The following is a 12,273-nucleotide window of genomic DNA, read 5'->3' as shown; positions in this document are numbered from 1 at the left end:
GCCCTTGATCTCGTCACCGGTCGGCTCAGCCTTCTGTCTCGTCACCGGCCGGTTCAGCCCTTGATCTCGTTCCAGGCCTGCACCCACTTCGCGTACGGCACGCACTTGACGTCCGTGCGGCCGTCGATGCACTGCTCGATGGGCGTGGTCCAGTAGTGGACGTTCTTCCAGTACGCCTCGTCGGTGGCGTGGAAGGTGGCGCAGTGGTTCTTGTCGGCCGTCTCGTCGCAGGCCTTCGCGTTGGACGGCGCCTCGCCGAAGTACTCGGCGACCTGCGCGTTCACCTCGGGCGAGATGATCCAGTCGAACCACTTGTAGGCGCAGTCGGGGTGCTTGGCCTTGGCGGCGATCATCCAGGTGTCGGACCAGCCGGTGGCTCCCTCCTTGGGCAGGACCGCCTCGACCTTGGCGCCCTCGGCCTGGGCGAGGTTGGCGATCACCTGCCAGGTGGTGCCGACCACGGAGTCACCGCTCTTGAACGCGGAGATCTCCTTGAGGTAGTCGCTCCAGTACTCACCGATGTTCGCGTTCTGCTGCTTCAGGAGCTCGACGGCCGCGTCGAACTGCTTCTGGTCGAGGGCGTACGGGTTCTTGATTCCGAGGTCCGGCTGGGTGGCCATCAGATACAGCGCGGCATCGGCGATGTAGATCGGCGAGTCGTACGCGGTGACCTTGCCCTTGTGCGCGGACGCCTGGTCGAAGACGGCGGACCAGGAGTCGGGGGCGGGCTTGACCTGCTCGGTGTTGTACATGAGGAGGTTGGCGCCGCGGCCGTGCGGGATGCCGTACGAGACGCCGTCCACCGAGTTCCAGTCCTGGTTCTTCAGGCCCTTGAAGACGTCGGCGTAGTTGGGGACGAGCTTGGTGTTGACGGGCGCCGCGTCGCCTGAGGCGATGAGGCGCAGCGAGGCATCGCCGGAGGCGGATACCGCGTCGTAGTCGCCGGTCTTCATGAGGCTGACCATCTCGTCCGATGTGGCGGCCGTCTTGGTGTTGACCTGGCAGCCCGTCTGCTCCTCGAAGTCGCTCACCCAGTCGACCTTCGGGTCGTTGGAGCCGTCCTCGACATAGCCCGCCCAGGCGATCAGATTGACCTCGCCCTCGGTCTTTCCGAGCTCCGACTGCGCCTTGAGATCCGGCGGGTTGAGCCCCGAGGAGGAGGACGCGGAGTCGTCCGAGTCCGTGGAGCCGCAGGCGGTGACGAGCAGCAGCGCGCCGATGGCGGCGGCTGCCTTGAGGGATCGGTACGGTCGCACGAAGTACTCCCTGTCGATGGGGGGATGGAGCGGGACGGTACGTGCGGACGGTGCGGTTGCCGTGCTTCCTGGAACCTGGCGGCTACCGCGGTGCGGGAACCCGGAAGGTGTGGCGGTCGTGCCACAGCAGCCTGACCCGGGCGCCGCGATAGGCAGCGACGTCCTCGGAGGAGGTCTCCAGGTTCTGCTGGAGGGCGGTGAGGCGCCCTCCGGCGTCGAGGTCCACCAGGAACCGGGTGGCGTCGCCGAGGTAGACGACCTCGGCGACGGTTCCGGTCGCGGTGGAGTGCTCCGGCTCGTCCGCCGTGGCGGACTCCTTGAGCACACGGATCTTCTCGGGCCTGATGCTGTACGTGCCGGGGCTTCCGACGACCTGTTCGGCGGCCTGGCCCTCGAGCAGGTTGGAGGTGCCGACGAAGCCGGCGACGAACGGGGTCGCGGGCCGCTCGTAGATCTCGGCGGGGGTGCCGGTCTGTTCGATACGACCTTGCTGGAACACTGCGAGGCGGTCGCTCATCGTCAGGGCCTCCTCCTGGTCGTGCGTGACGAACACGAACGTGATGCCGACCTCCCGCTGGATCCCCTTGAGCTCGATCTGCATCTGCTCGCGGAGCTTGAGGTCGAGCGCGCCGAGCGGTTCGTCGAGGAGCAGCACCCTGGGGCGGCCGACCAGGGCGCGAGCGAGCGCCACGCGCTGACGCTGGCCGCCGGAGAGCTGCGAGGGCCGGCGCGCGCCGAAACCGTCGAGGCGGACGCGTGCCAGGGCCTCGCGGACCCGGTCCCGACGCTCGGCCTTCGGCACCTTGCGGACCTTGAGGGCGTAGGCGACGTTCTGCTCGACCGTCATGTGCGGGAACAGCGCGTAGTCCTGGAACACGGTGTGCACATCGCGTTCGAAGGGGGCGAGACGGGTGACGTCGCGGCCTGCGAGTGCGACGGTGCCCGAGGTCGGCGCCTCGAATCCGGCGATCATCCGCAGCACGGTGGTCTTGCCCGAGCCCGAGGGGCCCAGCATCGAGAAGAACTCGCCGTCGGCTATCTCCAGGTCGACCCCGGACACTGCCTCGGTCCGGCCGTACGTCTTGCTCAGTCCCTGCAGCCGGATCGCCATTCCCTGCATGGGCGGGAACCTTTCTGATGCGGTCGTGCGTTGAACGAGCGCCGCGCTAAAACATATGAAGCCATAGTTCAAATCTCAAGGCCCCCTTGCGGCAAAGGATGGGTCAACACACAAGCTCTACAGGGTGGTTGTGCGTGAACCCCGTGCGACGAGACGAGAAAGGTGCAGGCGGCGCCCGTAGAGCCGTCTTCACCCCGGTCGACACCCGGGCCCGGGTCGACGCGGTCGTGCGCCGACTCGGCGACGCCATCGAGCTCGGCCTGCTCTCCGACGGTGAGCAGCTGCCTGGCGAGAGCGAGCTCGCGGCGCAGCTCGGCGTCTCCACGGTGACGCTGCGCGAGGCACTCATGGCCCTGCGGCAGCGAGGGCTGGTCACCACCCGACGCGGACGCGGCGGCGGCAGCTTCGTGACGCTGCCCGAAGGCCCTGCCGAGGACCGGCTGTTCGCGCGGCTGACCGACTGGTCCACCGAGGAGCTGCGGGACCTGGGCGATCACTGGGCCGCGGTCTCGGGTGCGGCCGCCTGGCTCGCGGCTCAGCGCACAGACCATGGCGACCTGCGCCAACTCATCCGAAGTGTGGACGAGTTGGCGCAGGCCGACGACCCCACCGCACGCAGCCGGGTCTACGGGCGCTTCCATGTGGAGCTGGCGGCGGCCGCCCAGTCCCCGCGGCTTACAAGGGAAGAGGTCGCGCTCCAGACGGAGGTCGGGGCGCTGCTGTGTCTCGTCCTCACGGACACCTCCTACCTCAAGGAGGTGACGGCCCGTCACCGAGCCGTGATCTCGGCCGTGCAGGATGAGGCGGAAGACCGGGCCAGATCGCTGGCCGAGCGTTGTGTGCAGGCGTCGATGACGCGGTTGATCGAACTCCGGCTGGGCGCCACGAGCGCGGCGCACGGTCCCGGACCCGAGGAGGGCACCCATGGGCGGCAGGAGTACCGGTCTCGTCGGCGCAGCGGACACCCCGCCTGAGGCGACGGCGGTGGTGACAGGTGAGGCCGTCGCTGCGCGTGTCCGGGACACGCTCGAGGACGTCTTCGACACGGTGGCGGAGACACGCGTGGACATCGTGGCGCTGCTCGAAGGGGTGTCCGTCGGTGAGCACGGCCCGGTCACAGCCGACCTGGCCGCTCTCCGCCCGGGGCTGCACGCCAGGCTCGCGGCCCGCGCGCTCGTCTCGGGGGTCGGCTTCGTCGCCGCCCCGGGCCTGCTGACCGACGTACCGGCCTGGCTGGAGTGGTGGCAGGCCGGCACCGACGGAACGGTGCGCCCGCTGCTGCTCGATCTCGATCCGGAGCACTCCGCGTACTCGGACTACACCCACTGGGACTGGTTCACCCTGCCCCGCGACACCGGACAGCGCGCGGTCGCCGGGCCCTACGTCGACTACCTCTGCTCCGACGAGTACTCCCTCACCCTGTCCGCACCCGTGACCGTGGGCGGCCGGTTCGCCGGCGTGGCCGCCGCGGACGTGTACCTGCGGCACTTCGAGGCGGCCGTGATGCCGCTCCTGAAGCGACTGCCGGGCTCCGCCCACCTGGTCAACGCCCGCGGCCGGGTGGCCGCATCGACCGATCCGCACCACCTGGTCGGCTCGCTCACCAAGGGCCCCGACTTCGCGGCTCTGGTGGCCGGCCCGTCAGAGCCCGGCCGGTTCGGCGGGCAGCGGGTGTACCCGTGCGACGGGGTGCCGTTGGTCTTGCTGGTCTCCGACGACTGAATGCCGTATGACGGTGTCCCGCCAGGACGACCCTCTCCTGTCAGTACGACGCCCGGTGGTGCGCCAGCGCGGCGTGCGGGTCGTCATCCGTGTCCGGTGCGCCCGCGGGGGCCGGGTCGGCGTGGACCAGGGCGGCGGACAGCCGGGGTACCGCGTGCAGCAGGGCGTGTTCGGCGGCCACCGCCACCTCGTGGGCCGCCCGCGCGGTGAGCTCGCCGTCGACCACGACGGCCACCTCGGCGCGCAGCCGGTGGCCGATCCAGCGCAGCCGCAGCTCGCCGACGTCGCGTACGCCCGGCACCTCGCGCAGCGCGAGTTCGGCCGCGTCCACCAGCGCCGGGTCGACGGCGTCCATCATGCGCCGGAACACCTCCCGGGCCGCGTCGCGCAGGGCGAACAGGATGGCGACGGTGATCAGCAGGCCGACCACCGGGTCCGCCACCGGCAGCCCGGCGGCCACGCCGCCCGCGCCCACCAGCACTGCGAGCGAGGTGAATCCGTCCGTCCGGGCGTGCAGACCGTCGGCGACCAGGGCCGCGGAACCGATCCGGCGGCCGGTGCGGATGCGGTAGCGGGCCACCCATTCGTTGCCGAGGAAGCCGATCAGCGCGGCCGCGGCGACGGCCGGCAGATGCTCGACGTCGCGCGGGTGCAGCAGCCGGTCCACGGCGGTCCAGGCCGCGAAGGCGGCCGAGAGCCCGATGGTCAGCACGATGACGAGTCCGGCCAGGTCCTCGGCACGGCCGTAGCCGTAGGTGAAGCGGCGGTTGGCGGCGCGCCGGCCGAGCACGAAGGCGATCGCCAGCGGTACGGAGGTCAGGGCGTCGCCCGCGTTGTGCAGAGTGTCGCCCAGCAGCGCAACCGAACCGGAGAGCGCGACGACCACTCCCTGAAGGCATGCGGTGGCGCCCAGCACGGCGAGCGAGATCCAGAGCGTACGCATTCCGGCCGCGGAGCTCTCCATGGCGCTGTCGACCTTGTCGGCCGCCTCGTGGGAGTGCGGGGTGACCAAGTGAGCGAGGCGATGGCGGAGTCGGGCCCATCGGGCACCGCCGTGCTCGTGGCGGCGCGCGTGCTCATCGCTGTGCCCGTGTTCATGGCTATGTCCGTGCTCATAGCGGCCTGCGTGCTCATGGCTATGTCCGTGCTCATAGCGGCCTGCGTGCTCATGGCTGTGTCCGTGCTCATAGCGGCGCGCGTGCTCGTGGCTGTGGGCGTGCTCATGGTCGTGCTCATGGCTGTGCGCGTGGCGACCGTTCACGTGTGCATACTAATGCACCCATCGGGGGCTTGGCATCTGTTGACCGCGTCCTACGATGGCTCCATGACAGCCACCGAGGACCGTCCCGCACCTGCACACAAGACGCAGATGCGGGAGCAGGTGCACCCCAGCGGCGCCGCCCAGTTCACCGCCGCTGCGAACGTCTTCGGGATGCTCTCCGACCCGACCCGGCTGCACCTCGTGTGGACGCTCGCCCAGGGCGAGGCGGACGTCAACACGCTGACGGCGGCCAGCGGCGCCGCCCGCCCCGCGGTGAGCCAGCATCTGGCGAAGCTGCGGCTCACCGGTCTCGTACAGATGCGCAAGGAGGGGCGGCGTTCGGTCTACGCCCTGCACGACGGGCATCTACGGCGGCTGGTCACCGAGGCGCTCAACCACGCCGACCACCTGGTGACGGGCGCACCGCCGCACGACTGACCGCCGCACCTCCGAGTCCCCGCGGCCGCACCTACGCGCTCATGAACTCCCGTACGGCCAGCGCGCGGTCGACGATCCTGACGTCCCCGACCCACGCGTTGAGCAGTTGGTCGAGGACGCCCGCGTACTCGTAACCGCCCAGCAGCCAGGGCAGGCCCCGCGTGGCGACACCCGTGGACACCGCCGTCGGGTTGCGCACCACCGGGCAGCTCTCGATGTACATCGTGGTGTGCCGCCCGTCGTTGACGACCGCCACATGCTGCCACCGTCCGAGCGGTGTCTCGTGGCCCCAGTTGGTGATCACGTCGCCGCCGGTGGGCGGGAAGACCGCCCACTGTGTTTCGCGGTCGTTGGACAGCGAGAGGGTGGCCGGGGGTTCCTCGGAGCCCTCGGCGGCGCCCGACCTGCCGAGGATCGCGGACCAGGCGTTGCGTGAGGCGTCCCAGTCGGCCGGGAGCCGGAAGAAGGCCTCGATGGTGTAGCCGCGCGGGAAGGTGGCCCGGTTCAGCGGAGCGTCGTCGGCGCTACGCAGGTATCCGCCCCGCAGCGGCGGCTTGCCGCCGTCCAGGCGCAGGCTGCCGTGGGCAGGCTGGTCCGGGTGGTGCGCGCTCGACCAGGTGAGGGCGCCGGACGGGCTGCCGGACACACGAACGGCGCTCAGGTCGTTGCCGTGCCCGGACAGATCGAGGACACGGGCGCCGTCGGCGAGCGCCGCGCCCTCCTCGCCGGTGTCGAAGCGCCAGTACGCGACCGTGCCCGGTATCAGCAGGGCGGAGGCCGGGCGGGCGGGGCGCGCGGGCACCGGGGCGAAGCCCGAGAAGCGCTGCTCGAAGTCGATCGCGAGGGAGAACCGGTCGTCGGGACCGGTGAGTTCGATCTCTTCGCGTTCGAGCTCGTTCAGTTCGTCGGCGGCCTTGCTGAGCAGCCAGGGCGAGAACGTCTCGACGTCGATCGTGCCGCGGGCGACGTCGAAGTGGTACAGGCGGATCATCGCGGAGCCGCCGTAGTAGCGGTTCTGGTAGTTGGTGAGGTGCAGATGGACCTCGCGTCCGGCAGCGTTCTCGCGCACGGTGCGGGCGGCGGGCCAGTCGTGGCCGTTGAGGGTCAGGAAGATCTGGTCGTGGGATTCGATGAGCCCGTCCCACACCTCCTGTCCGTGCGCGCTGAGTCCACCGTCACCCTCCACAAGCTGGTGGGTCGTGAGGATGACCGGCGTCCTGGGGTGGTCGGCCAGGACCTTCTTCGCCCAGTCGTACGCCCCGGACGACGGCCGCCAGTCCAGTGCGAGGACCAGCCACTCGCGTCCGGCGGCCCGGAACACGTGGTACGTGTTGTAGCCGTCGGGGGTCGCACCGCGGAAGGCGGGCGACGAGGCGAAGCGGTCCGGGCCGAACGTGTCGAGATACGGGCTGTCGCCGCGCTGGTCGTCGGTGCTGGAGCGGATGTCGTGGTTGCCGGCCAGCACGCTGTAGCCGACGCGCCGGTCGTCCAGCAGCTCGAACGCGTTGCCGATCGCGGCGAACTCCTCCGGGCTCCCGTTCTGCGTGAGGTCGCCCAGGTGGGAGAGGAACACGATGTTCTCGTCACGGCCGCGCTGGAGCAGGTAGCGCAGCGACGCCTCGACGGGGGTGGCCTGGATGCTCGGGCCGTCGAAGAGGTACTGCGTGTCCGGCATGACGGCGACCGTGAATCTGGGACTGTCCGGGTCGGGACCCCATCTCTCGGTGGCCGCCTGGGCGGGTGCGGCCGGCACTGCGGTGGCCGCACCGGCGAGTGCCGTGGCGGAGAGGAACATACGTCGGTTGAACCCCGGGCGCGGACCCGGTCCCTGGTGCTCTCGGCACATGGCCGACTCCGATCTGCCGTTCGGGGGGTGGCTGAATACGCGTACGGGAGCGGCGGACGCCCGCGCAGTGTCAAGCAGAGAGGTACGCGGGGCCGCTGTCGCACAGGCTTACACCCGGGAACGAGGAGGTGTCAGGAGTCCGAAGCGAGCACAGCGATGAGGGTCGCGTCGAGCAGCGGAGTCGGGACTCGTGCCCGGAGGCCCACAGTGGCGCTCCGCTTCCGGGCAAGCGATACGACCTCGGCCCACCGCCGCGCCCTGACTGTTCACCTCCGCTTCGCCCGACCGCTCTGGGTCACCCGTTACCGTGCGCGGCATCCGCCTCGCCGAAGGAGCTCCGCCATGTCCAGACCCCTGCCCGTATGGGCCGACCCGCGGGTGTCCGCGACATCGCTCGACGCCCAGGGCCTCAGCCGACGCGGACTGCTGCGCCGGGCAGGGCTGTTCAGCGCCGCGTTCGCGGCCGGCGCGGCGCTGCCCGCGGGCCAGGCGTACGCCACCACGGGCGGGAACGACCCCGAGCTGGTCTATCTGGTGGGCGACCACCACAACCACACGGTCTACAGCCACGACGCCAAGTACACGTTCTCCCAGATCGCCGCGGCCGGTGCCGAATACGGCCTGGACTGGCTGGTGTTCACCGAGCACAGCAACGTCGGACACGCGAAGTACGGCGCGCGGCTGGAGCACGACCAGATCCTCCAGGCCCGCGCCGACAACCCCCGGCAGCTGATCTTCCAGGGCCTGGAGTGGTACATCCCGGGCGCCGAGCACTGCACCGTCTTCACCCCGCCGGGCCCGAACGAGGTCGGCGTACTGACCCGCTTCGAGACGGAGTACGACGGCAAGCTGCTCGGCTACGCCGCGGGCTCGCCGGACGACCCCAACACGGCCCGCAACGAGGCGCACGCCGTCGCGGCCCTCAAGTGGCTCGCCGAACAGCGCCGTACCGGCTACGTCGACGACGTGCTCGTCCTCGCCAACCACCCGATGCGGCTGGGCATCGACTCCCCGCACGAGATGCGCAACTGGCGCGACGCGGCCCCCGGCATCATGATCGGCATGGAGGGCGCACCCGGTGCCCAGGGCGCGGCGCTGCCGGGCTGGCGGGGAGCGACCAGCATCCGCGGCGAGTACGAGAACGCTCCCTCGGCCAACTCCTGGGCGGGCTATCCGCGCGCCGCCTATCTCACCTACGGCGGTTTCGACTGGGCGACGGCGACGGTCGGCGGCCTGTGGGACGCGATGCTCGCCGAGGGCAGGCTGTTCACGATCACGTCCAACTCCGACGTGCACCGCGTCGTGTTCGACACCTGGAAGAACGGCGACTGGCTGCCAGGCCAGAACTTCGACAACACCGGCCGCCTCCCCGACCCGGTGAACACGACCGAGCCGCAGCCGGGTTCCGACTTCTGGCCCGGTCAGTTCAGCCGGACCCACGTGGGCGTGACGCGCTACGGCTACCGCAGTGTGATGGCCGGTCTGCGGGCGGGCCGGGTGTGGGTCGACCACGGCCACCTCGTGGACGGCATCGACGTACGGGTGCGGGGTGCGGACGGCCGGGGCCGGGGTGCCACGCTGGGCGGGCGGCTACATGTGCGGCGCGGCGAGAAGATCACCCTGTCCGTGACCGTGACGACGGCCTCGCGCCGCAACCCGTACGACATCCTGCCCGAGCTCGCCCACGTCGACGTGGTCCGAGGCGCGGTGCGTGGCCCTGTCGCGGACCGCGACGAGTGGCGGGCGCCCGACACCAGGGTGACGCACACCTGGGATGTGTCGGGGCGTACGGGCACGTACACCCTCACGCTGCCGATCGGCGCGGCCGAGGAGTCCTTCTACCTGCGGCTGCGCGGCAGCGACGGCAACCGCAACGGCGCGGGATACCTGGGCGCCGCGATCGACCCGCACGGCCCGCTGACGCACGAGCCGGGCAACGGCAACCCGTGGCTGGACACGTGGTTCTACACGAACCCGGTCTTCGTGGATGTGGAGGGCTGACCAGGCCTGGATACGCGGGCCATCAGGCGCGCCGTCCGGCGTGCGCGGGCCATCAGGGGCGCCGTCCGGCGTGCGCGGGCCAGCAAGCTGCACCGACCAGGCGTGGGCTCACCAGGCGGCGGGCGTGCTCCTACGCATCGGCCGCCGGCACCGCCCGCAGATGCGCGCCGCTTCCCCCGGCGTGCCGCCCTCCGCGCGTCCGCGCGCGGGGGGCGCGGCGTGGCTCCCTCAACACCAGTGTCATACGCGAATAGCCCAGATTCTGCAGGGTCCTCGGTGTCTCGCCGACGATCCGGCAGTCGGTGCGGCCCCACCGCGGATCGGGGTGATTCAGCGGCCGTACCGCACCATCGTGGTGCACGGCCTCCTCGCCCGCCTGCCGGATCCAGCGCGGCAGTCCCTGCTGGTACGCGGCGTCCATGATCGGGTCCTGCGCGATGTCCCGGCGGATGGACTGCAGAACGCCGTCCTGGCCGTACCGTTCGACGGCGGCCGCGAAGCCGGCCAGCATCGGCAGGCACCAGCTCGACTCGTGTTCGGCGAGCACCGTGGCGGCGTCCGGATGGAACAGGACGAACCGCAGGAAGTTGTGGCGCGGCATGGCCGTGGGATGCGGGCGGACGCCGCGGAACAGCGTGTCGAAAGCCGAGTTGGCGAATACGACGTCCCACCGGTGGTCGAAGACAAGGGAGGGGTGGGGGACCGCTTCCAGCAGCACGGCGTAGTCCTGCAGATACGCCTGCGCTTCGAGGCTCGCAGGTTCGGGCTCGGGTGCGGGCCGCAGCCCTCCGGCGTGATATGGCATCGGAAGGTCACCCCTCTTGCGAATGCGGCCCCAGGGCCTTCACGCCGCTCGGCGATCCTGCTACCCCGGCACGACCATGTCAACTATCGTGACATTTACGGCCTGTTGACGACTGGTTCTCGCCACAGCTCGGGCGATGCGGTGGCGAGCGGGGCGGCAGCGCGGGCATGGCAGCGGTGCACGGCGCGGTGCGACCTCATGTCGCGCTTCGCTCACTCGCCTCCCGCAAATCCCGCTCCACGTCCGGGGACACGCCGAAATCCGCCGGTCCTTCCGCGACGGGCAAGCCGTCTCGCAACAGCTCCCGCCATCGCTCCCGGCTCCAGTCCGCCGGCCGCGTCGTCGCCATGAAGTCCTCGACAAGCGAAAGAAACCGCACAGGATCGGCGTGAAACGGAAAGTGCCCCGCCCCCTCGAAGATCTCCAGCCGGCTCCCCGGCATCGCGGCATGCGCCCCGTACGCATGCCCCACCGGCACCACACTGTCCCGCGACCCCCACATGAGCATCGTGGGCATGCCCTCGGTCAGATAGCAGCGGTCGAGCATGGTCACGACCTGTCCGCGCCAGTCGACGACGGCGCGCAACGTGCGGATGAACGCGCTGCGCGACGTGGCGTCGGGCAGCGCGTCGACGAGCTTGAACAACTCCGAGGCGTCCTGCCCCAGATCGGTGTCAAGGAGCCGCATGAGACGGGCGAAGAGCCCCGCCTGCAGCCGCATACCGGGCAGCCGAAGCGTCGACAGCAGCAGATCCGCACCCGGCAGGGACACCGCCCGCAGCACGGGGTTGACCTCGCGGCCGACGCCGCCCGCGCTGACGAGGATGAGCCGGTCGGTGCGCTCGGGGAACTGGTAGGCGAACTGCATCGCCACGCCGCCGCCGAGCGAGTGCCCGACGAGCGTGGCCCGTTCGATTCCGAGTACGCCGAGGAGATCCCGCATGCCGTTCGCGTAGGCCGCCACCGAATAGTCCGCGCGCGGCTTGTCCGACGCGCCGTGGCCGAGGAGATCGGGGGCGATGACGGTATGGCGACGCGCCAGGCCGGGGATGACCTCCGCCCAAGTGGCGGATGAGTCGCCTATTCCGTGGATGAGCAGTATCGCGGGGCCTTCGCCTGCGATCCGGTACGCGCGGCGGTAGCCGTGTACGACGCGATGGTGCAGCCGCATGTCTTCCTCGTCCACGGAGCGCAGCCGCCCCGCGCGGTGCTGCGGGCCCGGGCCTGGTTCGCCGAACACGGGCTCGCCTCCGTTCCCTTGCAAGTCCCCGAAAACGCCGTTCTGTTCTGCGGACGGTGGTCCTCCGCCCGCTTCCTTCGAGCCTAGAAGCCTTGCCGCACAAGGGATTTCAGTGAGGTTTCGCCTCGGATAAACGGCAGCGCTTTCTACGGGCCGGGTCGGCTGGAAGGTGTAAGGGAACAGGCTGGTCACCAGGCGTTTCCGGGGATTGTCAGTGGCGCAGGGCAAGCTGGGCGGTGACAGAGCGCTGTGCGCCGCTTCGGTACGTCACCGCCGCCCCTGCGGTACGTCGCCTCGGCGGCGCACGGCCGAAAGCAACGCGATTCGGGGAGAGCCGACCCATGCAGATGCCCACCGCCGTCCTGACCGGGCACGAGCGCACCGCAGTCCAGGCGTACCTGCGCCTGCTGCACACCGTCCGCGCCACTCTCGACACGTCGGCGACCACGCCGCGCCCGGTGATCGTGCCGGAGGCCGCGCTCGCCGACGCCGACCGCGCCCTGGCACTGGCCGGGCTGGCGGGCAACGAGGAGGCGTTCTTCGCGCTGGTGCGCGGCTGGTGCACCGAGGATGGCTGACGAGCC

At 70.6% G+C, this 12,273-nt stretch carries 11 protein-coding genes; 5 read left to right on the top strand and 6 right to left on the bottom strand.

Features of this window, described 5'->3' with window-relative positions:
* Window positions 1-53: 53 nt before the first annotated feature.
* Window positions 54-1,256 carry an ABC transporter substrate-binding protein gene (locus ACSMXV_RS35395; RefSeq protein WP_473175190.1) on the bottom strand — a complete coding sequence of 401 codons (1,203 nt, stop codon included), beginning with the start codon at window positions 1,254-1,256 and terminating at the stop codon, window positions 54-56.
* Between the two features lie 82 nt (window positions 1,257-1,338).
* On the bottom strand, window positions 1,339-2,376 hold the full coding sequence (locus ACSMXV_RS35390) for an ABC transporter ATP-binding protein (protein ID WP_473175189.1): 1,038 nt from the start codon (window positions 2,374-2,376) through the stop codon (window positions 1,339-1,341).
* Window positions 2,377-2,519: 143 nt separating this feature from the next.
* Here ACSMXV_RS35390 and ACSMXV_RS35385 point away from each other — a divergent pair, with 143 nt between their 5' ends.
* A complete protein-coding gene (locus ACSMXV_RS35385) occupies window positions 2,520-3,350 on the top strand; it encodes a FadR/GntR family transcriptional regulator (RefSeq protein WP_473179170.1) in 831 nt (276 codons plus the stop codon).
* Window positions 3,301-4,098, top strand: a complete 798-nt coding sequence (locus tag ACSMXV_RS35380) for a PDC sensor domain-containing protein (RefSeq protein ID WP_473175188.1) — start codon at window positions 3,301-3,303, stop codon at window positions 4,096-4,098. Before ACSMXV_RS35385 ends, ACSMXV_RS35380 begins: the two co-directional genes overlap by 50 nt.
* 40 nt (window positions 4,099-4,138) lie before the next feature.
* Here the strand turns inward: ACSMXV_RS35380 and ACSMXV_RS35375 are convergent, their stop codons facing one another.
* On the bottom strand, window positions 4,139-5,359 hold the full coding sequence (locus ACSMXV_RS35375; protein WP_473175187.1) for a cation diffusion facilitator family transporter: 1,221 nt from the start codon (window positions 5,357-5,359) through the stop codon (window positions 4,139-4,141).
* 108 nt (window positions 5,360-5,467) lie between these two features.
* Here ACSMXV_RS35375 and ACSMXV_RS35370 point away from each other — a divergent pair, with 108 nt between their 5' ends.
* Window positions 5,468-5,797, top strand: a complete 330-nt coding sequence (locus ACSMXV_RS35370) for an ArsR/SmtB family transcription factor (RefSeq protein ID WP_473179169.1) — start codon at window positions 5,468-5,470, stop codon at window positions 5,795-5,797.
* A 31-nt stretch (window positions 5,798-5,828) separates the two neighbouring features.
* Here the strand turns inward: ACSMXV_RS35370 and ACSMXV_RS35365 are convergent, their stop codons facing one another.
* The gene (locus ACSMXV_RS35365) at window positions 5,829-7,643 is read right to left on the bottom strand and encodes a LamG-like jellyroll fold domain-containing protein (protein WP_473175186.1); all 1,815 of its coding nucleotides are present in this window, start codon (window positions 7,641-7,643) and stop codon (window positions 5,829-5,831) included.
* 342 nt (window positions 7,644-7,985) lie between these two features.
* Here ACSMXV_RS35365 and ACSMXV_RS35360 point away from each other — a divergent pair, with 342 nt between their 5' ends.
* Window positions 7,986-9,644: a CehA/McbA family metallohydrolase domain-containing protein gene (locus tag ACSMXV_RS35360; RefSeq protein ID WP_473175185.1), complete on the top strand. Its 1,659-nt coding sequence runs from the start codon at window positions 7,986-7,988 to the stop codon at window positions 9,642-9,644.
* A gap of 130 nt (window positions 9,645-9,774) precedes the next feature.
* Here the strand turns inward: ACSMXV_RS35360 and ACSMXV_RS35355 are convergent, their stop codons facing one another.
* Together ACSMXV_RS35355 and ACSMXV_RS35350 are read right to left on the bottom strand one after the other, a co-directional pair.
* Complete coding sequence (locus ACSMXV_RS35355; RefSeq protein ID WP_473175184.1) at window positions 9,775-10,449, bottom strand: MmyB family transcriptional regulator; 675 nt, start codon at window positions 10,447-10,449, stop codon at window positions 9,775-9,777.
* Window positions 10,450-10,645: 196 nt separating this feature from the next.
* The gene (locus ACSMXV_RS35350) at window positions 10,646-11,620 is read right to left on the bottom strand and encodes an alpha/beta fold hydrolase (protein ID WP_473179168.1); all 975 of its coding nucleotides are present in this window, start codon (window positions 11,618-11,620) and stop codon (window positions 10,646-10,648) included.
* Window positions 11,621-12,036: 416 nt separating this feature from the next.
* Between ACSMXV_RS35350 and ACSMXV_RS35345 the strand changes: the two genes are divergently transcribed.
* Window positions 12,037-12,267: a hypothetical protein gene (locus ACSMXV_RS35345; RefSeq protein ID WP_181660374.1), complete on the top strand. Its 231-nt coding sequence runs from the start codon at window positions 12,037-12,039 to the stop codon at window positions 12,265-12,267.
* Window positions 12,268-12,273: the final 6 nt, after the last annotated feature.

This window comes from Streptomyces sp. DSM 42067, assembly GCF_055792885.1.
The sequence above is the reverse complement of the archived record's forward strand: the minus strand, read 5'-3'. Positions and strand labels throughout refer to the sequence as shown.